The 22,076-nt window shown below is 70.9% G+C and carries 25 protein-coding genes; 16 read left to right on the plus strand and 9 right to left on the minus strand.

Annotated elements, in window-relative coordinates; genetic code table 11:
• Nucleotides 1-27 precede the first annotated feature (27 nt).
• Nucleotides 28-1,572: an acyl-CoA carboxylase subunit beta gene (locus AB0H84_RS22520; protein ID WP_357607831.1), complete on the plus strand. Its 1,545-nt coding sequence runs from the start codon at nt 28-30 to the stop codon at nt 1,570-1,572.
• Entirely contained in the window at nt 1,572-1,745 is a 174-nt protein-coding gene (locus tag AB0H84_RS22525; RefSeq protein ID WP_357607227.1) for an acyl-CoA carboxylase subunit epsilon, read from the plus strand. Before AB0H84_RS22520 ends, AB0H84_RS22525 begins: the two co-directional genes overlap by 1 nt.
• A gap of 61 nt (nt 1,746-1,806) precedes the next feature.
• Here AB0H84_RS22525 and AB0H84_RS22530 read toward each other — a convergent pair whose 3' ends face one another.
• From AB0H84_RS22530 to AB0H84_RS22545, 4 genes are read right to left on the minus strand one after another with little or no spacing between them, the layout of a single operon-like run.
• Nucleotides 1,807-2,262 carry a DUF1772 domain-containing protein gene (locus AB0H84_RS22530; RefSeq protein ID WP_357607230.1) on the minus strand — a complete coding sequence of 152 codons (456 nt, stop codon included), beginning with the start codon at nt 2,260-2,262 and terminating at the stop codon, nt 1,807-1,809.
• 5 nt (nt 2,263-2,267) lie between these two features.
• Nucleotides 2,268-3,128, minus strand: a complete 861-nt coding sequence (locus AB0H84_RS22535) for an LLM class flavin-dependent oxidoreductase (RefSeq protein ID WP_357607233.1) — start codon at nt 3,126-3,128, stop codon at nt 2,268-2,270.
• A complete protein-coding gene (locus AB0H84_RS22540) occupies nt 3,125-3,505 on the minus strand; it encodes a SchA/CurD-like domain-containing protein (protein WP_344986230.1) in 381 nt (126 codons plus the stop codon). The genes AB0H84_RS22535 and AB0H84_RS22540 overlap by 4 nt, the downstream gene beginning before the upstream one ends.
• The gene (locus tag AB0H84_RS22545) at nt 3,505-4,242 is read right to left on the minus strand and encodes an SDR family NAD(P)-dependent oxidoreductase (protein ID WP_357607236.1); all 738 of its coding nucleotides are present in this window, start codon (nt 4,240-4,242) and stop codon (nt 3,505-3,507) included. The genes AB0H84_RS22540 and AB0H84_RS22545 overlap by 1 nt, the downstream gene beginning before the upstream one ends.
• Nucleotides 4,243-4,403: 161 nt before the next feature.
• Here AB0H84_RS22545 and fabG point away from each other — a divergent pair, with 161 nt between their 5' ends.
• Nucleotides 4,404-5,150, plus strand: a complete 747-nt coding sequence (fabG, locus tag AB0H84_RS22550) for a 3-oxoacyl-ACP reductase FabG (protein ID WP_357607239.1) — start codon at nt 4,404-4,406, stop codon at nt 5,148-5,150.
• Between the two features lie 7 nt (nt 5,151-5,157).
• Here the strand turns inward: fabG and AB0H84_RS22555 are convergent, their stop codons facing one another.
• A complete protein-coding gene (locus AB0H84_RS22555; RefSeq protein WP_357607242.1) occupies nt 5,158-6,033 on the minus strand; it encodes an NAD(P)-dependent oxidoreductase in 876 nt (291 codons plus the stop codon).
• 149 nt (nt 6,034-6,182) lie between these two features.
• On the opposite strand from AB0H84_RS22555, the gene AB0H84_RS22560 reads away from it, so the two are divergent.
• From AB0H84_RS22560 to AB0H84_RS22620, 13 genes are all read left to right on the plus strand, one after another.
• Complete coding sequence (locus tag AB0H84_RS22560; RefSeq protein ID WP_357607244.1) at nt 6,183-6,509, plus strand: TcmI family type II polyketide cyclase; 327 nt, start codon at nt 6,183-6,185, stop codon at nt 6,507-6,509.
• Entirely contained in the window at nt 6,502-6,951 is a 450-nt protein-coding gene (locus tag AB0H84_RS22565) for a cupin domain-containing protein (RefSeq protein ID WP_357607247.1), read from the plus strand. Before AB0H84_RS22560 ends, AB0H84_RS22565 begins: the two co-directional genes overlap by 8 nt.
• Nucleotides 6,951-8,210 (plus strand): beta-ketoacyl-[acyl-carrier-protein] synthase family protein, encoded by a 1,260-nt coding sequence (locus tag AB0H84_RS22570; RefSeq protein WP_357607250.1) that lies wholly within the window; start codon nt 6,951-6,953, stop codon nt 8,208-8,210. The genes AB0H84_RS22565 and AB0H84_RS22570 overlap by 1 nt, the downstream gene beginning before the upstream one ends.
• Complete coding sequence (locus tag AB0H84_RS22575) at nt 8,207-9,445, plus strand: ketosynthase chain-length factor (RefSeq protein WP_357607253.1); 1,239 nt, start codon at nt 8,207-8,209, stop codon at nt 9,443-9,445. Before AB0H84_RS22570 ends, AB0H84_RS22575 begins: the two co-directional genes overlap by 4 nt.
• A complete protein-coding gene (locus tag AB0H84_RS22580; protein WP_357607256.1) occupies nt 9,442-9,711 on the plus strand; it encodes an acyl carrier protein in 270 nt (89 codons plus the stop codon). Before AB0H84_RS22575 ends, AB0H84_RS22580 begins: the two co-directional genes overlap by 4 nt.
• Nucleotides 9,712-9,727: 16 nt before the next feature.
• Nucleotides 9,728-10,198: an SRPBCC family protein gene (locus AB0H84_RS22585; protein ID WP_344986239.1), complete on the plus strand. Its 471-nt coding sequence runs from the start codon at nt 9,728-9,730 to the stop codon at nt 10,196-10,198.
• Nucleotides 10,195-10,662 carry a DUF1772 domain-containing protein gene (locus tag AB0H84_RS22590; protein WP_357607258.1) on the plus strand — a complete coding sequence of 156 codons (468 nt, stop codon included), beginning with the start codon at nt 10,195-10,197 and terminating at the stop codon, nt 10,660-10,662. Before AB0H84_RS22585 ends, AB0H84_RS22590 begins: the two co-directional genes overlap by 4 nt.
• A 22-nt stretch (nt 10,663-10,684) precedes the next feature.
• Nucleotides 10,685-11,416, plus strand: a complete 732-nt coding sequence (locus AB0H84_RS22595) for an SDR family NAD(P)-dependent oxidoreductase (protein WP_357607261.1) — start codon at nt 10,685-10,687, stop codon at nt 11,414-11,416.
• Nucleotides 11,416-13,041 (plus strand): FAD-dependent monooxygenase, encoded by a 1,626-nt coding sequence (locus AB0H84_RS22600; RefSeq protein ID WP_357607264.1) that lies wholly within the window; start codon nt 11,416-11,418, stop codon nt 13,039-13,041. Before AB0H84_RS22595 ends, AB0H84_RS22600 begins: the two co-directional genes overlap by 1 nt.
• Nucleotides 13,041-13,793 (plus strand): TenA family transcriptional regulator, encoded by a 753-nt coding sequence (locus AB0H84_RS22605; protein WP_357607268.1) that lies wholly within the window; start codon nt 13,041-13,043, stop codon nt 13,791-13,793. The genes AB0H84_RS22600 and AB0H84_RS22605 overlap by 1 nt, the downstream gene beginning before the upstream one ends.
• Before the next feature lie 163 nt (nt 13,794-13,956).
• Nucleotides 13,957-15,465, plus strand: a complete 1,509-nt coding sequence (locus AB0H84_RS22610) for a hypothetical protein (RefSeq protein WP_357607271.1) — start codon at nt 13,957-13,959, stop codon at nt 15,463-15,465.
• A gap of 102 nt (nt 15,466-15,567) precedes the next feature.
• On the plus strand, nt 15,568-16,977 hold the full coding sequence (locus tag AB0H84_RS22615) for a hypothetical protein (protein ID WP_357607274.1): 1,410 nt from the start codon (nt 15,568-15,570) through the stop codon (nt 16,975-16,977).
• A gap of 161 nt (nt 16,978-17,138) precedes the next feature.
• Nucleotides 17,139-17,984, plus strand: a complete 846-nt coding sequence (locus AB0H84_RS22620; RefSeq protein WP_357607277.1) for an LLM class flavin-dependent oxidoreductase — start codon at nt 17,139-17,141, stop codon at nt 17,982-17,984.
• 7 nt (nt 17,985-17,991) lie between these two features.
• Here AB0H84_RS22620 and AB0H84_RS22625 read toward each other — a convergent pair whose 3' ends face one another.
• From AB0H84_RS22625 to recO, 4 genes are all read right to left on the minus strand, one after another.
• Nucleotides 17,992-18,762, minus strand: a complete 771-nt coding sequence (locus tag AB0H84_RS22625; RefSeq protein ID WP_357607280.1) for a phosphotransferase — start codon at nt 18,760-18,762, stop codon at nt 17,992-17,994.
• Between the two features lie 39 nt (nt 18,763-18,801).
• Nucleotides 18,802-20,430 (minus strand): polyketide antibiotic transporter, encoded by a 1,629-nt coding sequence (locus AB0H84_RS22630; RefSeq protein WP_357607283.1) that lies wholly within the window; start codon nt 20,428-20,430, stop codon nt 18,802-18,804.
• A 111-nt stretch (nt 20,431-20,541) separates the two neighbouring features.
• Nucleotides 20,542-21,369 carry an isoprenyl transferase gene (locus AB0H84_RS22635; protein ID WP_357607286.1) on the minus strand — a complete coding sequence of 276 codons (828 nt, stop codon included), beginning with the start codon at nt 21,367-21,369 and terminating at the stop codon, nt 20,542-20,544.
• Nucleotides 21,312-22,046 carry a DNA repair protein RecO gene (recO, locus tag AB0H84_RS22640; RefSeq protein WP_357607289.1) on the minus strand — a complete coding sequence of 245 codons (735 nt, stop codon included), beginning with the start codon at nt 22,044-22,046 and terminating at the stop codon, nt 21,312-21,314. The genes AB0H84_RS22635 and recO overlap by 58 nt, the downstream gene beginning before the upstream one ends.
• Nucleotides 22,047-22,076 lie beyond the last annotated feature (30 nt).

The following is a 22,076-nucleotide window of genomic DNA, read 5'->3' on the forward strand; positions in this document are numbered from 1 at the left end:
CCGTTGACCGACTTGCCGCGCGAGACGATGAGCGATCGCGTCACGGAGCTGGCCCTCCTCAAGGAGAACATCAGGAGCGGGCCGGATGCCGAGGCCACGGCGAGACAGCACTCCAAAGGCAAGCTGACCGTACGCGAACGGCTGGAGGTGCTCCTCGACCCCGACTCTTTCGTCGAGATCGAGGCCTTCCGCCGGCATCGGGCGACCGACTTCGGGATGCAGCACCGGCGCCCGCACACCGACGGTGTGGTGGCGGGCTGGGGACGCGTCCACGGCCGCCGGGTGATGGTGTTCGCGCACGACTTCCGCATGTTCGGCGGGGCACTCGGAGAGGCTCACGCAGCCAAGATCCACAAGGTGATGGACTTGGCCGAGGCCGCCGGGGTCCCGCTGATCAGCTTGAACGACGGCGCGGGCGCGCGCATCCAGGAGGGGGTGACGGCCCTCGCCGGTTACGGCGGCATCTTCCAGCGCAATGTGCGCATGTCGGGAGTGATCCCGCAGATCAGCGTGATGCTCGGGCCGTGCGCCGGCGGGGCCGCGTACTCCCCCGTGCTCACCGACTTCGTGTTCATGGTCAACGGCATCGCCCAGATGTTCATCACGGGCCCCGATGTCGTGAAGGCGGTGACCGGGGAGGAGATCAGCGCCGACTGCCTCGGCGGCGCGCGCGTGCACGGGACGGTCTCCGGGGTGGCGGGCTTCGTCTATCCCGACGAGGTCTCGTGCCTGGAGGACGTGCGGTTCCTGCTGTCGATGCTGCCGTCCAACAACCAGGAGCTGCCGCCGTCCGTGGCCGCCACCGACCCGACGGACCGGAGCAACGACTGCCTGCTCGACCTCGTCCCCTCCGAGCCGTCGATCCCGTACGACATGTCCGCGGTCATCGAGGAGATCGTGGACGACGGGGAGTTCTTCGAGTTCCACGCCGGCTGGGCGGGCAACCTCATCTGCGGGCTGGCCAGGTTCGACGGCGAGGTGACCGGCATCGTCGCCAACCAGCCGCGGCACCTGGCCGGTGTCCTGGACATCAAGGCGTCGGAGAAGGGTGCCCGCTTCATCCAGCTCTGCGATGCCTTCAACATCCCGCTCGTCAGCTTGGTGGACGTGCCCGGCTTCCTGCCCGGCACCGACCAGGAGCACGGGGGGATCATCCGGCACGGGGCCAAGCTGCTGTACGCGTACTGCGCCGCCACCGTCCCCCGGATCCAGCTGATCCTGCGCAAGGCGTACGGCGGGGCGTACATCGTGATGGACTCCCGCTCCATCGGGGCGGATCTGTCCTTCGCGTGGCCCACGAACGAGATCGCGGTCATGGGCGCGGAGGGCGCGGCCAACGTCATCTTCCGCCGGGAGATCGCCGCGGCGGCCGACCCCGAGGCGCAGCGCGCCAGGCGGGTCGAGGAGTACCGCAACGTCCTCATGCACCCGTACTACGCGGCCGAGCGCGGTCTCGTGGACGACATCATCGACCCGCGGGAGACCAGGGCGACCCTGATCCGGGCGCTCGCCCTGCTCCGGGCCAAGCACGCGGCGGGCCCGCAGCGCAAGCACGGAAACCCGCCGATGTGATGGAACTGCGCATCATGTCGGGACACCCGACGGACGAGGAGATCTGCGCGCTGGTCTGCGCGCTCACCGCGCTGGGCACGGCTCGGGCCGCACGGCCTGAGCCCGCTCCCTCCGCCAGGCGCCCGCGCCGGGAGTGGCACCGCTACCGCTCGCCCCGCTCCTGGGCCGGCTGAAAAGACGTCAAGGCCCAAGGGAGTGTCTCCCTTGGGCCTTGACCGGGCCTCCTTGACCAACTCAGAAGATCAGGGTGAGCGCGATGCTGTTGGCGACGAGCGCCACCATGGCGAACGACGTACGCAGCAGGTGCCAGCGCCGCCACACCGGGCGGGGATCCTCCCATCCCGGCGGGACCGCGTCCGGATCGGTCTGGTGCACCCGCTTGTTGATCGGCACGTTGCGCAGGTGCGAGACCCACGAGACACCGGCGAGGCACACCGACGCGCAGATGACCAGCGCGCGGGCGGCGCCTCCCGGCGCCCAGAAGGCCAGGACGATGTCCAGCAGCGTCGTGCCCAGCACGATGAGCGGCATGGTGGGGTCCCAGTTCCGGCCGAGCAGCGTGTGCGTGTAGACGTAGCGGTCCGGCGGCATCGCCGCCAGCGCCGGCACGGTGCTGACCGCCACCGCGAACAGCACGCCCGCCACCGTGCCGCTGCCGAGGAGCACCAGCACGGCCAGGACGTTCAGCATGATGATCACCTCCAGACGGCGTCCGCGATCAGGTCGGCCTGCCCCGGGTCCTGGACGCACGGGAACAGCAGCAGCTCGTCGCAGCCGGCGGCCTCGTAGCCGGCCACGAAGTCACGCAGCTGCCCCACGTCGGTGAGCACGCTGCGCACCGCCATCTCGGCCTTCCACCCCATGAAGGAGTAGTAGTCCAGCAGGTGGTGGGCGGCCTGCTCGCGCCCGTCCGGCCCCAGCGCCACGTAGGCGATCGCCATGAGACGCGGCCGATCGGCCCGGCCCGCCGCCTGCCAGGCCTCGCGGACCCGGCCGACCAGCTCGCCGTAGCCCGAGGCCGAGCTGCCCCCGGCGATCCAGCCGTCGCCGAAGGCGGCGGCGCGCCGCATCGCCGTGGGCGAGTGACCGCCCACGAACAGCGGCGGCCCGCCCTTCTCGGCGCGCGGCCCGGGGACCGGCCCGTCGCTCTCCCCGCTCCAGAAGCCGCGCAGCTCGGCCAGCAGCCCGTCGAGCCGCCGGCCGCGCCCCGCATAAGAGGTACGGCAGGCCTCGTAGTCGTCCTGCCGCCCGCCGGCGGCGACGCCCACCGTGAGCCGGCCTCCGGAGAGCCGGTCCAGGCTCGCGAGCTGCTTGGCGAGCAGCGCCCGATCGCCCCGGTAGGCGGCGATCAGGATGGTCGTGGCCAGCCGGATCCGGCTCGTCGCGCCGGCCGCGCCGGCCAGGGCGATCAGCGGCTCGTAGCCGTCGTACATCAGCCGGTCGAGCGCCCCGAGTGACGAGAAGCCGAGCTCCTCGGCCCTGCGGGCCCAGGTGAGAAGGTCGCTGCCGGCGATCCCCGACACCATCGTCGGCAGCCCGATGCCCAGCTCCATCATCGGCCCGCAGGATGGGTGTCCACGGAGAGCTGGACGACGCAGCGCATGAGCGCGTTGCGGAAGTACGCCTGGAACGCCTCCGGCGTCGAGGTGTCGCGCTGGTCGACGAGGTAGGGCGCCAGTTTCTCCTCGATCACGTGCACGCCTTTCTGCCCGGCCATGTGGGCGGCGACCGCGCGGAAGTCGCCCTCGTAGTGGATCACTCGGACCAGCACGCCGTCCTTGAGGAAAACGGCCGTGCCGAGCAGCCGGCCGGCCTGGTCGCCGGTCGCGTCGCGCAGGATGGGAGTGTCCACCCGCTGGAAGTCGGCGAAGATCTCCGCGATCTCGTCGTCGAATCCGGGCCGGACGTTGTAGGTGATGGCGGCATAGGGCATCAGACGCCTCCGTCCACGTTGAGAGTGACCCCGGTGATGTACCGGGACACGTCGCTGGCCAGAAAGAGCACGGCCGCCGCCACCTCTTCGGGAGAGCCGAGGCGGCCGAGCGCGGTCACCGCCTTGATGAGGTCGGCGACCGGGGGTGGCGGCCCGTCTCCGGGCCCCTTCACGATCACGCCGGGCGCCACGGTGTTGACCCGCACGCCCCTGCTGCCGAGCTCCCTGGCGAGCGACCGGGTGAGCCCGGAGAGCGCGGTCTTGGAGGCGCAGTAGTGCGCGCTCTCCGGGCGCCCGCGCATGCCGGCCGACGCCCCGATGTAGATGACGGACCCGTGGTCGGCGAGCAGCCCGAGCGTGGCCCGGGTCACCAGGAACGCGCTGGTGAGGTTGGCCGAGATGACCCGGTCCCACTCCTGCTCGCCGAGCTCCGCGAACCGGGCCCGGCCGTCGACGCCGACGTTGTTCACGACCACGTCGAGGCCGCCGAGCGCCTCCTCGCAGGCGGACGCGAGCGTGGCCGCGCCCTCGGGCCCGGTCACGTCGGCCTGCACCACGCGGTGGCCGTCACCCAGCTCCTTCAGTTCACGGGCCAGACCGTCGGCCGCCTCTCCCAGGCTGCGGTGGCAGGCGACCACGCGGGCTCCGGCCCTGGCGAACGCCAGCACGCTCGCCCGGCCGATCCCCTGCGTGCCGCCGGTCACCAGGACCCGTTTACCGGCCAGTTCAAGATCCACGATCAACCTCCGCTCAGGGCACGTCATGGCCGATGCTGGGCGTTCGCGCTCGCGACGGGCTGGAACAGGGCTCGACCGGCCGCGCGAGCGCAGGCAGGAGGCCCTTCGCTCCTCGAGCCGGCCTCGAGCAGTCCCTCCGGGGGCGATGCGACGCTGTGGTAATGAGCCACACAGACAGGCAGGTCGCGCTCGTCAGCGGCGGCTCGCGCGGCATCGGCCGGGCGATCGTGCTGCGACTGGCACGGGACGGATTCGATGTCAGCTTCTGCTACCACAGCGCCGAGGAGAGCGCGGCCGCGGTGGCCAAGGAGGCCAGGGAGTTCGGCGGCCAGGTGCTCCCGGTCCGCGCGGACGTGGCCAGCGGCCAGGCGATGCGTGACTGGGTCGGCCGCGTGGAGGACGAGCTCGGCCCGATCGACACGGTCGTGACGTCGGCCGGCATCACGAAGGACGCGCCGCTCATGCTCGTGGAGGAGGCCGACTGGGACGCGGTGCTGCGGACCAACGTCGACGGCGTCTACCACCTGTGCCGCGCCGCCGTCTTCGGCATGATGAAGCGCCGGTCGGGCTGCGTGGTCACCATGTCCTCCGTGGCCGGCGTGTACGGCCACGCGACGCAGACCACGTACTCGGCGTCGAAGGCGGCCATCATCGGGTTCACCCGGGCGCTGGCCAAGGAGATCGGCGGGCACGGCGTGCGGGCCAACGTGGTCGCGCCGGGCCTCATCTCGACCGACATGACCGACCAGCTCAGCGAGCGGGCCACCAAGCGCCTGCTGGACGCGATCGCGCTGCGCCGGTTCGGCCACCCCGAAGAGGTGGCCGATCTCGTCGCCTTCCTGGCGTCCGACCGGGCCTCGTACATCACCGGCAGCGTCTTCGAGGTCCACGGCGGAATCGCCATTTGAGCTCGTCTCAGCGGACGGGGGTGCGCAGCTCGGCGATGGCGGCGGCGTCCTTGTCGCCGTCGCCGGCGCGGATCGCCGCGCCGAACCGCTCGGCCACCCCCGCCGTGACGGGCAGCTCCAGGTCGTGCGCGGCGGCGCCGGCCACCGCCAGGCGAAGGTCCTTCTCCATCAGCGTGCTGCGGAACGCCGGCGGCTCGTAGCGGCGCGTCCGCATCAGCTCCGCGCGGAACGCGAGCGCCGGCGAGCTGAACCCGCTCTTGGCGATGGTCGTGAAGAACAGGTCGCGGTCGACGCCGGCGCTGACGGCCAGCTGAGCCGCCTCGGCCAGCGCAGCGATCTGGTTGCCGAGCAGCAGGTTGAAGGAGAGCTTCAGCCCGCAGGCCGAGCCGGCCGGGCCGACGTGCACCATCTCCTGGGCGAGCGCCTCCAGTACCTCGCGGGCGCCGTCCACGTCCTCGCGCCGCCCGGCCGTGAAGATCCGCAACTGGCCCGCCCTGGCCATCGGCGGGTTGCCGATCACGCACGCCTCGATGCGGCGGGCGCCGGTCGCGGCCAGGCGCTCGGACGCGGCCGCGGAGTAGGCGGGCGAAACGGTCGAGGTGTCCACCACGAGCGCCCCAGGACGGAGCCGCCCGGACAGCTCGCCGAAGAGGATCTGCTCGACCGCCGCCTCGTCGCTGAGGCTGAGCAGGACGATCGAGGCGTCGCGGCCGGCCTCGCCGGCGGAGGAGGCGACGCGTGCTCCCGCCTCCACCAGCGGCGCGGCCTTGGCCGCCGTGCGGTTGTGGACCACCAGCGGGAATCCCGCCTCGCGCAGGCAGAGCGCCATGCCGGCGCCCATGCCGCCCAGACCGATGAAGGCCAGCTCGTTCTCGCCGCTCACAGCAGTCACCTTTCGACGGTTCTGAAATGCCGCCGCCACTGTGCGGTGCGCGGCTCGACGTGGACTCGCGCCGCCCGCTTCGAGCGGGATTCGACCGAGACCAGAACCATCGGGTCAACCATGGGGCATCAAAACGAGAGGAGCTCCCGGTGCATCGGACATTGATCGTCGCCCGCATGGACCCGGCCGAGGCGGACAACGTGGCACAGATCTTCAAGGACTCTGACGCCACCGACCTGCCCCGGATGATCGGAGTGTCGCGACGCACGCTTTTCCGCTTCCACAACCTCTACTTCCACCTGGTGGAGGCGGACGACGACATCACGCCGGATCTCTACAAGGCCCGCAGCCACCCGCTCTATGACGACATCAACAAGCGGCTGGCCCAGCACATCCGGCCGTACGACCCAAACTGGCGCGAGCCGAAGGACGCCATGGCCAACCCCTTCTACGTCTGGGAGGCGAACGGTGAGTGAGGCAGCGGAGAAGCTCGCCGTGGTGGCCAAGGTGCGCGCGGACGACGTGGCTGCCAACCGGCGCCGCGGAGGTGACATCCGCGTGGTCCTCAGCCCGAAGACGGTCGCCTCCACCTCCGGGTTCATGGGCACGCTGACGCTCGCGCCCGGCGAGTTCGTGGCCGAGCACTACCACCCGTACTCCGAGGAGTTCCTCTTCGTGGTGCGCGGCCGGCTCACCGCCAGGATCGGCACGCAGGTGCTTGATCTTGAGGCCGGTGAGGGGCTGATGGTCCCCAAGAGCGTGCCGCACCGGGTCTGGAACGACGGCGAGGAAGAGGTGTACGCGATCTTCCACCTGAGCCCGCTGGCGCCGCGGCCGGAGCTCGGGCACGTCGACACCGAGCCGCTGCCGGCCTCCGGGGCGGCGCAGGCCGTACCGGATGTTGGAGGGCCGAACTGATGCGCACTGACAGGCGCGTCGTGATCACCGGGATCGGTGTGGTGGCCCCGGGCGGCATCGGGACGAAGGCGTTCTGGGATCTGCTGTCCGAGGGCCGCACCGCCACCCGCACCATCTCGTTGTTCGACCCGTCAGGCTTCCGCTCCCGCATCGCGGCCGAGTGCGACTTCGACCCGGCCGCGGAGGGGCTGAGCCCGGCGGAGATCCGCCGGATGGACCGGGCGGCGCAGTTCGGCGTCGTCTGCGCCAGGGAGGCCCTGGCCGACAGCGGCATCGAGGGGGTGGTGCCGCCGGAGCGCATCGGGGTCAGCATCGGCAGCGCCGTGGGGTGCACGATGGGCCTCGAGGAGGAGTACGTCGTCCTGAGCGACGGCGGCCGGCGCTGGCTGGTGGACCCCGACTACGTGGTGCGCCACCTGTACGGATACATGGCGCCGAGCACCATCGCGTGCGAGGTCGCCTGGGCGGCGGGAGCCGAGGGGCCGGTCTCCCTGATCTCCACGGGCTGCACGGCGGGGCTGGACGCGGTGGGCAACGGCGCCCAGCAGATCTGGACCGGCCGGGCGGACGTGGTGATCGCCGGCGCGACCGACGCGCCCATCTCGCCCATCACCGCGGCCTGCTTCGACGCGATCAAGGCGACCTCGCCCAACAACGACGACCCGGCCCACGCGTCGCGTCCGTTCGACGCGCACCGGGACGGGTTCGTCCTCGGGGAGGGGTCCGCGGTCTTCGTCCTGGAGGAGCGGGAGGCGGCCCTGGCACGCGGCGCCCACATTTATGCCGAAATAGCGGGATTCGCGAGCCGGAGCAACGCGTACCACATGACGGGGCTCAAGCCGGACGGCCGCGAGATGGCCGAGGCGATCACCAACTCCCTCGCCATGGCCCGGCTGGACGCCTCGGACATCGACTACATCAACGCGCACGGCTCGGGGACCAAGCAGAACGACAGGCACGAGACCGCGGCCTTCAAGCGCGCGCTCGGCCACCGTGCGTACGAGGTGCCGGTCAGCTCCATCAAGTCCATGATCGGCCACTCGCTCGGCGCCATCGGATCCATCGAGGTGGCCGCCTGCGCGCTGGCCATCGAGCACCAGGTGGTGCCGCCGACGGCGAACCTGCACACGCGGGACCCCGAGTGCGATCTCGATTACGTGCCGCTCACGGCGCGGGAGCACGCGATCGACGGTGTGCTCAGCGTCGGCAGCGGGTTCGGCGGTTTCCAGACCGCCATGGCCATCGTGAGGTCGGCATGAGTACGGAGACCAGCAGGCGGGCCGTCGTCACGGGACTCGGCATCGCGGCGCCGAACGGGCTCGGCATCGAGGAGTACTGGACGGCCACGCTGGCCGGCCAGAGCGGCATCAGGGAGATCAGCCGCTTCGACGCCTCCGGCTACCCGGTGCGGCTGGCCGGGCAGGTGAGCGGCTTCACCGCCGGGGAGCACGTCCCGAGCCGCCTCATCCCGCAGACCGACCACGGCACCCACCTCGGGCTGGCCGCCGCGGCCTGGGCCCTGGAGGACGCCGGCGCCGACCCCGCGGCCATGCCGGAGTACGACATGGCCGTGGTGACCGCCAGCTCGTCGGGCGGGACCGAGTTCGGCCAGCGGGAGATCGAGCGGCTGTGGTCCAAGGGCCCGTCCTGGGTCGGCGCCTACCAGTCGATCGCCTGGTTCTACGCGGCCACGACCGGCCAGATCTCCATCCGCCACGGGATGCGGGGCCCCTGCGGGGTCATCTGCGCCGAGCAGGCGGGCGGGCTGGACGCGGCCGGCCAGGCGCGCCAGCTGATCAGGAGCGGCACCCGGCTGGTGGTCACCGGGGGGACCGACGCCTCGCTCTGCCCCTACGGCCTGACCGCGCAGTACAGCAACGGGCGGCTCAGCGAGTCGACCGATCCCGGCAGCGCGTACCAGCCCTTCGGCGTCGGCGCGAGCGGCTACGTGCCGGGCGAGGGCGGCGCGATGCTGATCGTCGAGAACGCCGAGGACGCCCGGGCCCGGGGCGCGCGCGTCTACGGGGAGATCGCCGGCTACGCCTCGACCTTCGACCCGCGCCCGGGCTCGGGCCGGGAGCCGGGCCTGCGCAGGGCCATGGAACTGGCTCTCGCCGACGCGGGGCTGGCCGCCGGCGACGTCGATGTGATCTTCGCGGACGCGGCCGGAGTGCCGGAGCTCGACCTGCAGGAGGCCGCGGCGATCCGCGCGGTGTTCGGCCCGGGCCGCCCGCCGGTCACGGCGCCGAAGACCATGACCGGACGGCTCTACGCGGGCGGGGCGGCCCTCGACCTCGCCGGCGCCCTGCTGGCCATTCGCGACGGCGTCATCCCGCCCACGACCGGCGTGAGCGAGCTGGTCCCCGGGTGCGACATCGACCTGGTCCGGGGGGCGCCGCGCGAGGCGGCCCTCGGCACCGCCATGGTCGTCGCCCGCGGCCACGGCGGATTCAACGCGGCAGTCATCGTCACGAACGAACGGAGCACCAGATGACCCAGACGACCACTCCCACTCCCTTCACCGTCGAGGACCTCAAGGCGACGATGATCGAGTGCGCCGGCGCCGCCGAGAACGTGAACCTCGGCGACGACATCTCCGAGATCCCGTTCGTCGATCTCGGCTACGACTCGCTAGCGGTGCTGGAGGTGACGGCCAAGCTCCAGAACCACCTCGGCGTGGTGATCCCCGACGACGTGGTGGAGCAGCTGCCCACGCCCCGCGCCCTGGCCGACTACGTCAACGTTCGTCTGGCGAGCTGAACGGAGGAGACCCGCCATGGCCGGACACACCGACAACGCCATCGTCATCGAGGCCCCCATGGACCTGGTCTGGGAGATGACCAACGACGTCGCCTCGTGGCCCCAGCTGTTCAGCGAGTACGCCGCCGCCGAGATCCTCGAGCGCGACGGCGACACGATCACCTTCCGCCTCACCATGCACCCCGACGAGGACGGAACGGTGTGGAGCTGGGTCTCCCAGCGCACCCCCGACCCCGTGAAGCGCGAGGTGCGCGCCCACCGGGTCGAGACCGGCCCGTTCGAGTACATGAACATCTTCTGGGAGTACCGCGAGGTCCCGGAGGGTGTGCGGATGCGCTGGGTGCAGGACTTCCACATGAAGCCGCAGGCCCCGGCCGATGACGACGGGATGACCGCGTACCTCAACCACAACACCGCGATCCAGATGAACCGGATCAAGGGGCTGGTCGAGGAGGCCGCGGCGGCGGCCCTGCAGGGCGCGGGATGACCGGGGCGCTCCTCGCGCTGGCGCTGTTCGCGAACGGGGTCGCGACCGGCGTCATGCTCGGCAACGCGATCGGGCTGGCGGCCTTCGCCCTCCGCCTGCCGTACGCGGGGTATGTGGACCTGATCAAGTTCTTGTGGCCGCGTTACGACCCGTTCCTGCCCATCATGAACGCGCTGGCGTTCGGGCTGGACGTCGCCCTCGCGGTGACGATCCCGGGCGGACGGGCGGAGGCGGCGGCCCTGTTCTGGCTGGCCGCCGCGCTGCTGGCCGTGCTCATGACGATCTCCCTGTTGAAGAACGTCCCGATCAACAAGTACGTGACCGCGCTGGACCCGGCCAGTCAGCCGAACGACTGGCCGGAACGCGATCCGCGGGTCCGCTGGAAGACCTGGAACACCGCGCGAGTGGTGCTCTCGCTGGGCGCGCTGATCGCCAACCTGGTGGCGGCGGCGATTCTCCTCTAGATGTCACAGGAGCCATGGAACGATGGAGCTCAACCTGACCGCAAAGAAGATCCTCGTGACCGGCGGTTCGCGGGGCATAGGGCGGGGCGTCGTGCTCGGCCTCGCCCGCGCGGGGGCCGACGTGGTGACGTGCTACCGCACGGAGGGCGAGGCCGTCACGAGCCTGGCCCGCGAACTCAAGGAGACCGGTGGCGACCACCACCTGGTCAGGGCGGACGTGAGCAACCCGGCGGACGTCGACGATCTCGTCGAGCACTGCCGCACCTCGTACGGATCCCTTGACGTGGTCGTGCACAACGCGGGCGTCATCAGCCACATACCCTTCGCCGAGCTCCCGCTCGAGGAGTGGCAGCGCGTCGTGGCCAACAACCTGGGCGGGCCGTACCTGGTCACGCAGCGCGCGCTGCCGCTGCTCAGCGAGGGTGGCTCCGTCATCTTCGTGGGCTCCAAGGTGGCCACCGTGGGCATCCCGCTGCGCGCCCACTACACGGCCACCAAGGCCGGCCTGGTCGGGCTCACCCGCTCTCTCGCCAAGGAGCTGGGCCCGCGCGGCATCCGCGTGAACGTGGTGGCGCCGGGGCCGGTCCAGACCGAGGAGCCCACGCCGCCCGCCGTGCTCGAGCGCTACCAGAAGATGATCCCGCTCGGCCGGCTCGGGGTCGTCGAGGACATAGCCGGAGTCGTCGCCTTCCTGTCCAGCGACCTGTCGCGGTTCGTGAACGGCGAGACGATCAACGTCGATGGAGGAATCTGATGTACGACGAGAACGTGCCGGTGCTGATCGTGGGCGCCGGCCCGGTCGGCCTGTCCACGGCGGTCTTCCTGGGCCGTCACGGCATCAGGACGCTGGTCGTCGAGAAGCGCGGCGAGACCTCCATGCTGCCTCGCGCCCCCGGCCTGCAGGCCCGCACCATGGAGATCTTCCGGGCCGCGGGACTGGGCAAGGAGGTCCGGGCGCTGGAGATCGGTGACTCGCACCCGTTCTTCGAGGGCGGGATCCTGCGGGTCAACACCTTCTCCGAGATCGCCGACGCCGTGGTGCTGGAGGCCCCGTCGCTGGACGGCGCGGACATCAGCCCCGAGCGGGTCATGGGCTGCGGCCAGGACCGCTACGAGGTGGTGCTCGCGGAGAAGGCCCGCGAGTACGGCGGCGAGGTACGCTTCGCGACCCGGCTCCGCTCGATCGAGCAGGACGACGACGGCGTGACCGCCCACGTGGAGGACACGGCGACCGGGGCGGTCACGACGGTCCGGGCGCAGTACCTCGTGGGCGCGGACGGCGCGAGCAGCTCGGTCCGCAACATCCTCGGCGTGACCCGGTCCGGCCGCGGCACCGTGTTCAACGCGCTCAGCATCTATTTCCGCGCGCCTGAGCTGGAGGAGATCCTGGCCGACCGGCCGTTCATCCTCTGCTACGCCACCGCCGGCGGGACGATGACCGGGCTGTCGCGGCTGCACGGGCGCGATCCCTGGCTGGCCGCCCCCATCTACCACCCGGACAAGGGCGAGTCCCCGGCCGACTTCACCGACGAGCGCTGCGTCGAGATCGTGCGCAACGCGTCCGGCAAGCAGGACATGCACGTCGAGATCATGGCGAAGGTGCCGTGGGAGGGCGCGCAGCTGGTGGCGGAGCGCTTCCGCGTCGGGCGGGTGTTCCTGGCCGGTGACGCGGCCCACGTGCACCCGCCGGCCGGCGGGTTCGGCGCCAACACGGGCATCCACGACGCGCACAACCTGGCCTGGAAGCTGGCGGCCACGCTGCACGGCTGGGCGGGCCCGGAGCTGCTCGACACGTACCACGACGAGCGTCACGCGGTGGGCAGCGCCATGGCGCAGCAGGCCATGGTGAGAAACCGCATCAGGCACGGGTACGCCACGGACGACGTCCGCAACGAGATGGTCGACGACATCATCATCACGCTCGGCTACCGCTACCGCTCCCAGGCGGTGGTGACCGAGACGCCGAGGCCGACGCTGACCGCGCCGCTCGAGCTGATCGGCGAGCCGGGCACCCGGGCGCCGCACCTCTGGCTGGAGCGCGACGGCGAGCGGCTGTCCACCATCGACCTGTTCTGGGACTCGTACGTGCTCCTCACCAGCTCCGAGGAGGGCGGCGCCTGGCACGAGGCGGCGGCCAAGCTCGCCGAGCACACCGACGTGCCGCTGCGCGTGGTACGTCTGGGCGCGGAGGGCGACTACGTCCCGGTGGACGACGACTGGGCGGCCACCCTGGGCATCGCCCCTGACGGAGCCATCCTGGTCCGGCCCGACGCGTTCGTGGCCTGGCGGGGCGGCGGCGCGGCCGACGCCGAGCAGGTGCTGGCCGATGTCCTCGGCCGGGTCGCCGGCGGCCTCAGCGTGACGGCGGCGGCGCGCTGATGTCCACGCGGGCGGACCTGTCGGCGATCGCGCGACCGCTGGTGGCCAAGGTCAAGGAGCATCCCTTCTGGACGGGCCTGCGTGCGGGCACGCTGCCGCCGTCATCGCTGTGGTATTTCGCCGAGCAGGACGCCCGCTACGTCGTTCCCACCTACGCGCGGGCCCTGGCCAGGTGCGCGGCACTCGCCGAGCGGGACGAGCACGGCACGCTGCTCTGCTCCGCGGCGAGTGCCACGTTCGGCTCGCTGCCCAAACTGGCCGCGGGACTGTCGGAGCTGGCCGCGGGACTGTCAGAGCTGGCCGCCGGACTGTCGGAGCCGGCCGCCGGACTGTCAGAGCCGGTTGCGGGACTGTCCCAGCCGGCCGCCGGGCTGCCGGTGGCCGGTTCGGACAGCACCGAGGCCCGCCCGGTGATCCACGCCTACACGTCCTTCATGCTCGCCGCGCCCACGATCTCGTTCGCCGCCGGCATAGCCGGCCTGCTGCCGATGAGCTGGTTCCACCTCTTCGTCTCCGAGGATCTGCGGGAGCGCTGCGCCCCCGGGTCGCGCTACGCCTCCTGGGTCGCGCAGTATCCGCCGGGCGGCGATTACGCGGGCTACGTGAACGCCTACCTCGCCATGATCGACGAAGTGGGCGCGCACTGTTCGGACCTCGACAGGAAACGGCTCGTCGAGCAGTTTCTCATCGGCGCGCGATTTGAATGGGCCTTCGCGGAGGCCGCCTGGCGGCATCAGGAATGGGCCGTTTAGCCCTTGTCGAGCAGCCGTCGAGCCGGTCGGCTCAGACTCGCTCCACGTCCTTTCCTGGACCCAAGCAATACCTTCTTGGAGCAAGCACATGGATAACACGTCGGAAATCGTGCGGAGGAGCCGTGGCCCCGCTGCCCACATCGTTGTCTTACTCGTGGCCGTCATGAGCACATTCGTCGTGGCCGGCGCCCCCGCACAGGCGGCGACAAAGACCGCCGGCACCAAGTATTACGTCAATTGCGGCTCCGGGAACGACTCCGCCTCCGGCCTCTCCTCGAGCACGGCCTGGCGGACCCTGGACAAGGTCAACTCGGTCGTGTTCAAGCCGGGCGACTCGATCCTGTTCCGCCGCGGGACCACCTGCCAGGGCGTTCTGCAGCCGAAGGGGTCCGGCACGGCGGACAGCCCCATCGTCATCGGCTCGTACGGCACCGGCGCCCGTCCCGTCATCGACGGCGGCGGGGCACGCGCCGCCGTGTTCCTGCACAACGTGCAGGGCTGGGAGATCCGCGACCTCGAGATCTCCAACGCGGCCACCCGTGACGGCAACGCGCGTGCGGGCATCTACGTCCTGCTCGACGACTTCGGCATCGGCAAGCACTACAAGATCAGCGATGTGAAGATCCACGACGTGCCCGGCTGCGACTGCCTGCAGCCCGAGCTCGAGAACAGCGGCGGCATCGTGTTCAAGGCCGCCGGCTCCCAGGTGGCCACCGGGTTCGACGGGGTCGAGATCACGCGTAACGTCATCTCGGGCGTGGACAACGTCGGGATCGGCATCGTCTCCCAGTGGTCCAAGCGGGACCTGTATCCCGCCGGCACGAACACCTTCGTGCCGAACACGAACGTGCACATCTATCTGAACAAGCTCACCGATCAGGGCGGCGACGGCATCCTCGTGCAGAACGGCGTCGACCCGCTGACGGAGTGGAACATCGTCGACGGGTTCGGCCTGCGGGCGAGCGCCTCGCACGCCGCGATCGTGGCCTTCAACTCCGACCGGCCGGTCATCCAGTACAACGAGATCACGGGCGGCTCCGCCACTCCGCCGTCGTTCTCGCTGAGCGTCGACGCGGGCAACCGCGACATCGTCTACCAGTACAACTTCAGCCATGACAACGACGGTCCGTTCATGCTGTTCTGCGCGTTCACCGGCTCGTACTCCGACGGCGCGACGATCCGCTACAACATCAGCCAGAACGACAAGGACCTGCTCCTCGGCACCTTCGAGATCCCCGTCGTCGCCAACGGCTGCGACAACGGGATCCCGAACGTGAAGTTCTACAACAACGTGATCTACAGCCCCACCGCCAAGGCCATCGTCGGCAGCCGGGGCGACCACACCCCGATCGAGTTCACCAACAACATCTTCTACGGCGCGCCGCAAGGCTCGGCCATCCACGACGCGGTGGGCGTCTACGACCACAACCTCTACTACAACGTCGTCGTGCCGCCGAACCACGCCAACCCCGTGATCGCGGACCCGAACTTCGTCAATCCCGGAAGCGGGACCGGCCTCGGCAGCATCCTCGGATACCGGCTGCGCTGCGGTTCGCCGGCCATCGCCGCCGGGGTCGCCGTCACCGACAACGGCGGCCATGACATCTTCGGTCTTCAGGTGCCCGCCACCGGGCCGAACATCGGCGCCTACCAAGGCCCCTGTGTCAGCTGACCGTTCCCCCGACAGCCCCCTCCCGCAGGGGGCTGTCCCCTTTCTGGAGTGAGCTTCATGGTGCAGAGCCCACCTCTTTCGAAGACCGGCGTACGTTATTACGTGGATGCCACCTCAGGCGACGATTCCGCCTCCGGCCTGACCGCACATGCCGCGTGGCGGACCCTGGAGCAGATCAACTCGGTCGTCTTCGAGCCGGGCGACTCGATTCTCTTCCGCCGCGGCACCACTTATCAGGGAGTCCTGAAGCCGCAGGGTTCGGGCACCGCGGACAATCCCATCGTCATCGGCGCCTACGGCAGCGGCGCCCGCCCCGCCATCGCGGGCGGCGGTGCCCGCGCCGCCGTTTTCCTGCACAACGTGGAAGGCTGGGAGATCCGCGACCTGGACATCTCGAATCCCGGCCCCCGGGACACCACTCCCCGCGCGGGCATTTACGTCCTGCTCGAGGATCACGGCATCGGCAGGCACTACGTGGTCCACGACGTCGTGGTCCACGACGTGGCCGGCTGCGACTCCCTGAAGCCGGAGGTCGAGAACAGCGGCGGGATCGTGTTCAAGGCCGCCGGCTCCCGGGTGGCCACCGGATTCGACGGGATACAGATCTCGCACAACACCGTGTCCGACGTGGACAACATCGGCATCGGCACGCTGTCGCAGTGGAATCGCCACGAGCTCTATTCGGCCGGCACCAACCATTTCGTCCCCATCACCAATGTGCGGATCTTCCGCAATGACCTGAGCGGCCTGGGCGGGGACGGGATCCTGGTGCAGAACGGCGTCGACTCTTTGACGGAGCTGAACAAGGTCGACGGGTTCGGCCTGCGCACGACCGAATCCCGTGCCGCCATTCTGGCGTCCAACTCGGTCCGCCCCGTCGTGCAGTGCAACGAGATCACGGGCGGTTCGGCCACTCCCCCGTCATTCGCGCTCAGCGTGGACGCGGGCAACCGCGACCTCGTTTACCAGTACAACTACAGCCACGACAACAGCGGCCCTTTCATGCTGTTCTGCGCGATCGCCGGCTCGCACACCGACGGCGCGACCATCCGCTACAACATCAGCCAGAACGACAAGGACCTGGTGCTGGGCGATTTCGAGATCCCCGTCGTCGCCAACGGGTGCGCCAACGCCATCAAGAACGTGAAGTTCTACAACAACGTGATCTACAGCCCGTCCGCCGGGACGATCGTCGGCAGCCGCGGCGACCACACGCCGATCGCCTTCACCAACAACATCTTCTACGGCCGCCCGGAAGGCTCGGCCATCAATGACGCGGTGGGGACCTACGACCACAACCTCTATTTCAACGTCGCCGTGCCGGCGCACCACGCCAACCCGGTGATCGCGGATCCGAAATTCGTCGATCCCGAAACGCTGCCCGGCTTCCGGCTCAACGGCGACTCCCCGGCCCTCGGCGCCGGCCTCGCCCTCCACGATGACGGCGATCGCGACATCCACGGCACCCCGATCCCCCGGGACGCACCGCCGAACATCGGCGCCACCACCTGAGCAGCGCGAGTTGCCCGACGTGGCCGCGTCCCCTTAGGGTGAGCCTCACTTGATCAGGAGCTCCCCAGAAGTGCGCCGCAGAACGGGAGCCCTGCCTCCCCCGTCGTGGAGGTCCTGGAGGGGCGGCATCGATTTCGCATGCCCCTTCACGGAGGTACCTCATGAACGTCGGTCTCGGCCTGCCCATCAGCGACCCCGCAGCCCTGCTCGACTGGGCCCGCCGCGCTGATGCCGGCCCCTTCACCACCCTCGCCCTCCTCGACCGCCTGGTCTACGACAACCCCGAGCCGCTGGTCGCCCTGGCGGTCATCGCCGGAGCCACCAGCCGCGTACGCGTACAGACTGAAGTCCTGCTCGCGCCCCTCCGCGAGCCCGCCCTGCTCGCCAAGCAGGCCGCGACGCTGGACCTGATGTCCGGCGGCCGGCTGGTCCTGGGACTCGGCGTGGGCGGCCGCGAGGACGACCACCTGGTCGCGGGCACCGACCTCCGCACCCGCGGCCGCCGCCTCGACGAGCAGCTGGCCGTCATGCGCCGGTTGTGGTCCGGCGAGCCGTACGGCGACGGTGCCGGCCCGATCGGGCCTCTCCCCGCCCGCCCCGGTGGCCCCGAGGTGCTCTTCGGCGGCTTCCAGCCGGCCGCGCTCGCCCGGGTCGCGCGCTGGGGAGACGGGTTCCTCGCCGCCGCCGCGCCGTCCTGGGCCGGCGGGCTCATCGACACCGTTCGCCGGTTCTGGAAGGAGGCGGGGCGCTCCGGCGAGCCTCGCATCGTCACCCAGGTCAACGTCGCGCTCGGCCCCGAGAACGTCGTCACGGACGCCCGTACGGCCATGGGCGCCTATTACGAGTTCACCGGCATGGCGGAGCGGATGGTCTCCGGCATGCTCACCACGCCGGGCGAGATCCGCCAGGCCATCGCCCAGTACGCGGACCTCGGCGCGGACGAGGTGATGCTCTACTGCTACGGCCGCGACCCGGAGCAGGTCGACCGCCTCGCCGACGCCCTCTGAGCGTCGCTCATCCCGCTTGCAGCAGGTCCAGCATCCGGTCCGCCTGCTCGGACCGGATCTCCTCGCGGACCCGCAGCAGCCAGAACAGCGCGATGAGGCGGCGGCATTCCGTGAGCCTGGCGGACTCCTCGGCGGTCAGCTCGAGCCGTTCGAGCACGGCGGTCATCCCGGCCGGGTCGTTCTCCCAGACCGCGATGTGCTCGCTCACCTCGGCCAGCTCGAACGCGCGGTCGCTCCGTCCGGAGTACTCGAAGTCGATGACCCTGACCTTGGTGCCGTCCCACAGGTAGTTGGCGATGTTCCCGTCGCCGGTGCCGAACACCGGGGTGCCCGGCTGGGCGAGCACCTGCTCCAGGGCCGGCCGCGCCACCCAGGCGCGGGCCGCGCGGAGCGCCTCGGCCCTCAGCGGATCCGGCTCCACCGCCGCCGCCTGCTCGCGGACGAGCCGCAGGAGCTCGACCGGGTGCCCGGCACGCGCCGGCATCCGCTCGAGCTCCCGCGCCGGGATCGCCCGCTGGACACCGGTGACGGCCTCGGCCAGGGCGTCGACCAGCTTCCCGGCGATCTCCCCGCTCACGGCCGCGCCGTCCAGGCGGGACATCACCACGGTCGGCGGGTCGGCCGTCAGCTCCGCGGCCACCGGCGCCGGAGCCAGGCCCGGCTCGTGCTCGTCGAGCAGCCTCAGGGCTCGCCATTCGCGTTCGGGCTCGTCGTAGCGCCGCACCCGATACCGCTTGATCACCACGTCGGAACGTACCTCGACGGAATGGCCGCCCATTCGCCCTCCGATCTCGCCGGGTGGCACATCCTAGATCACTCAGCCGAAGTCGCGGCGGCGCAGAGCCATCAAGGCGCCGCCGAGCAGCAGCGCCGTGACCGCCGTGAGTGCGAGGGTGGGGCGCGGGTCGAAGGGCGTCCCGATCATCGCGTTGGGGACGTAGTGGAAGGGCTCCAGCGGGGTCCCGTTCCAGAGCCCGTACAGGGGGCCGGCTACCTTGCCGAGCGCGGCGGTCAGGAGCCAGACGATCCAGGAGAGCGCCACGCTCGCCCGGGGCAGCAGCCCGTACGCGAGCATGCAGGCCGCCCCCACGCACCAGGCCGCCGGCACGGTGCTCAGCGCTCCCGCGAGGAAGCGGGGCAGGTCGGTGGCGAGGTCTCCGACGAGCACCGAGTAGAGCGTGCCGAACACGAGCCCGGCGACGGCCATCAGCGCCGCCGTGCCGAGCCCCGCCACGACCAGGTGACCGGCCGCCCAGCGCAGCCGGGTCAGCGGGGTGGCCTGCACGGTCTCCGCGCGGCCCGAGATCTCCTCCGAGCGCAGGCGCAGCGTCATGAGCACCGGGTAGAGCGCGACGGCGTACGAGATGACGAGGATCAGGTACCACGAGTAGGCGCCCAGCGTCCTGCCCTCGCCGGAGACGCCGAGCATGCGCGTGATGTTCTCCACCACGACGCTCGGCCGCGAGAGCAGGTCCTTGGTGAGCGGGCTGAGCCCGGCCCCGGCCGCGGCGAAGCACGCGACCCCCGCCGCCCACTTCGCCAGCAGGCCGCGGTGCAGGCGCCAGGCCAGGCTGACGGGGCCGCGCAGCTCCGGCGCCGACTCCCGGCCCGGGCGCTCGGGCAGCAGGCCAGCGCCGAGGTCGCGGCGGTCGAGCAGCCGGTACGCCACCGCGTACAGGACCGCGCCGGCCAGGAGCGGCACTCCGAGCATCCACCACCGCTCGTCCTGGTACGGCCGCACCAGATGGCTCCACCCGATCGGGGAGAGCGCCTTCAGCCAGTGCTGACCGGTCGCGTCACCGGCGTAGCGCATCACGTAGGCGGCGCCGAGCACGGACAGGCCGATCGCGGTGGCCGTGCGGGCGCTCCGCGCGAGCTGGGCGGCCACCGCGGCGACGCCGCCGAACACCCAGCCGGCGGCGGTGATCGCGGCCCCGTACGCGACGGACCCCACGGGCGGGAACCCGATCCCGACCAGGACGGCCGCGGTCAGCGCGCCGGCGGCCAGGCTGACCCCGCCCGCGACCAGCAGGGCGGCCGTCAGCGGCGCGTAACGGCTCACCACGCCGGACCGGATCAGCTCGATCCGGCCCGCGTCCTCCTCCCTGCGGGTGTGCCGGACGACCGACATCAGGGCCGCGAACGCGCTCGCCACGTAGAGGAAGCCGCCGCTGCGCCACGTCGCGAGCACCTCCAGCCGCGGCTCGACCACGCCGCCACCGAGCGCCCGGAGGAAGGCGTTCCTGGCGATGACCTCGGTGTAGCTGACCTTCAGCTCGTACGTGCCCATGGCCCTGGTGACGTAGGAGACCATCACCAGGCCCAGCGTCACGATCAGCAGGATCCACCAGGGCGCGATGCCCCGTTCGCGGCGCAGCGCCAGGCGAACGAGGTGGCCGGTGCCCGCGAGGGTGCGCCCCCGGCCGTCTCCGCGTGCGGAAGCCATCGGCTACCAGCTCCTGTTCATGGGTACAGCTAGCTATTCCGACGAACAGCAGGCTATACCCACGTATAGCAAGCAGGCCAGGCGGCACAGAAAAAGGGGATCAGAGGCCGGTCAGACCGGGTTGGGGATCGCTCCGCCGTACCGCCGGTCGCGCTTGGCGAAGGTCTCGCACGCCTCCCACAGGTCCCGGCGGTCGAAGTCGGGCCAGAGCCGGTCGAGGAAGACCATCTCGGCGTAGGCCGACTGCCAGAGCAGGTAGTTGGAGAAGCGCTGCTCACCCGAGGAGCGCACGAAAAGATCGACCTCGGGGATCTCGGGCTCGTCCAGGTAACGCGCGAACACCTTCTCGTTGACCTTCGACGGCTTGACCCGTCCGGCCGCGATGTCCTCGGCCAGCTTGACCGCCGCGTCGACGATCTCGGCCTGCCCGCCGTAGTTGACGCAGAACTGCAACGTCAGCGTGCGGTTGCGGGCCGTCATCTCCTCGGCGGCCTGCAGCTCCGAGATGACGCTCTTCCACAGCCGCCCCGGCCGGCCCGCCCAGCGCACGCGCACGCCCATGGCGTTGAGCTCGTCGCGCCGCCGCCGGATCACGTCGCGGTTGAACCCCATGAGGAAGCGGACCTCGTCGGGCGAGCGCTTCCAGTTCTCGGTGGAGAACGCGAACGCGCTCAGATAGGGGATGCCCAGCTCGAGCGCCCCCTCGATGACGTCGAACAGCGAGGACTCGCCTGCCTTGTGCCCCTCGATGCGGGGCAGTCCCCGGGCCTTGGCCCAGCGGCCGTTGCCGTCCATGATGATGGCGACGTGCCGGGGCACCAGGTCGCGCGGGATCGGCGGCGGAGTCGCGCCCGACGGGTGCGGGGACGGAGGTCGTACGTTCACACGGGCTCCCTTTCGACGTGTCGGAGAGAGCGTATTCCGTGTTCGAGGTGCCATTGCAGATATGCGGCCACGAGCCCGCTGCACTCGCTGCGGTGGCGCGACTCGGAGGCGTCGGCGGTGGCCCAGTCGCCGCGCAGCAGCGCCGTCATGAGCCCGATCGTCTCTCCGGCGGGCACGGTGGCGCCGGCCGGCCGGCACGCCCCGCACACCACTCCCCCGGCGACGATGGCGAACGCCCTGATCGCCGGGGCCTGGCACTTGGCGCACGCGTCGAGCGCGGGGGCGTAACCGGCCACGGCCAGCGAGCGCAGGAAGTAGGCGTCCAGCACCAGCCGGGCCTCGTGGCCGCGCTCGGCGAGCGTGCGCAGCCCGCCCACCAGCAGCAGGAACTGCCGCAGCGCCGGCTCCTTCTCCCCGTGCGTCAGCCGGTCGGCGGTCTCCAGCATCGCGCTGCCCGCGGTGTAGCGGGGATAGTCGGCGGCCAGCACCTCGCCGTAGGGCCTGATGGTCTCCGCCTGGGTGACGACGTCGAGCGTACGCCCGGTGTGCAACTGCAGGTCGACGTGGGTGAACGGCTCCAGCCTGGCCCCGAAGCGGGACGTCGTGCGGCGCACGCCCTTGGCCACGGCCCGGATCTTGCCGGTGCGCCTGGCCAGGATGGTGACGATACGGTCGGCCTCACCGAGCTTCTGCGTGCGTAGAACTACGCCTTCGTCACGGTAGAGACTCACTCGAACATCTTACGGCTGGATCGGAACCAT

Source organism: Nonomuraea sp. NPDC050786 (assembly GCF_040654115.1).
Lineage (GTDB): Bacteria > Actinomycetota > Actinomycetes > Streptosporangiales > Streptosporangiaceae > Nonomuraea.

Coding starts and splice junctions, on each gene's coding strand:
- AB0H84_RS22635 (WP_357607286.1), bottom strand. CDS start 21,369: ATGGCACCTCGAACACGGAATACGCTCTCTCCGACACGTCGAAAGGGA.
- AB0H84_RS22580 (WP_357607256.1), top strand. CDS start 9,442: ATGACCCAGACGACCACTCCCACTCCCTTCACCGTCGAGGACCTCAAG.
- AB0H84_RS22600 (WP_357607264.1), top strand. CDS start 11,416: ATGTACGACGAGAACGTGCCGGTGCTGATCGTGGGCGCCGGCCCGGTC.
- AB0H84_RS22540 (WP_344986230.1), bottom strand. CDS start 3,505: ATGCCCTATGCCGCCATCACCTACAACGTCCGGCCCGGATTCGACGAC.
- AB0H84_RS22595 (WP_357607261.1), top strand. CDS start 10,685: ATGGAGCTCAACCTGACCGCAAAGAAGATCCTCGTGACCGGCGGTTCG.
- AB0H84_RS22575 (WP_357607253.1), top strand. CDS start 8,207: ATGAGTACGGAGACCAGCAGGCGGGCCGTCGTCACGGGACTCGGCATC.
- AB0H84_RS22620 (WP_357607277.1), top strand. CDS start 17,139: ATGAACGTCGGTCTCGGCCTGCCCATCAGCGACCCCGCAGCCCTGCTC.
- AB0H84_RS22520 (WP_357607831.1), top strand. CDS start 28: ATGAGCGATCGCGTCACGGAGCTGGCCCTCCTCAAGGAGAACATCAGG.
- AB0H84_RS22525 (WP_357607227.1), top strand. CDS start 1,572: ATGGAACTGCGCATCATGTCGGGACACCCGACGGACGAGGAGATCTGC.
- AB0H84_RS22605 (WP_357607268.1), top strand. CDS start 13,041: ATGTCCACGCGGGCGGACCTGTCGGCGATCGCGCGACCGCTGGTGGCC.
- AB0H84_RS22630 (WP_357607283.1), bottom strand. CDS start 20,430: ATGGCTTCCGCACGCGGAGACGGCCGGGGGCGCACCCTCGCGGGCACC.
- AB0H84_RS22585 (WP_344986239.1), top strand. CDS start 9,728: ATGGCCGGACACACCGACAACGCCATCGTCATCGAGGCCCCCATGGAC.
- AB0H84_RS22625 (WP_357607280.1), bottom strand. CDS start 18,762: ATGGGCGGCCATTCCGTCGAGGTACGTTCCGACGTGGTGATCAAGCGG.
- fabG (WP_357607239.1), top strand. CDS start 4,404: ATGAGCCACACAGACAGGCAGGTCGCGCTCGTCAGCGGCGGCTCGCGC.
- AB0H84_RS22590 (WP_357607258.1), top strand. CDS start 10,195: ATGACCGGGGCGCTCCTCGCGCTGGCGCTGTTCGCGAACGGGGTCGCG.
- AB0H84_RS22530 (WP_357607230.1), bottom strand. CDS start 2,262: ATGCTGAACGTCCTGGCCGTGCTGGTGCTCCTCGGCAGCGGCACGGTG.
- AB0H84_RS22610 (WP_357607271.1), top strand. CDS start 13,957: ATGAGCACATTCGTCGTGGCCGGCGCCCCCGCACAGGCGGCGACAAAG.
- AB0H84_RS22570 (WP_357607250.1), top strand. CDS start 6,951: ATGCGCACTGACAGGCGCGTCGTGATCACCGGGATCGGTGTGGTGGCC.
- AB0H84_RS22535 (WP_357607233.1), bottom strand. CDS start 3,128: ATGATGGAGCTGGGCATCGGGCTGCCGACGATGGTGTCGGGGATCGCC.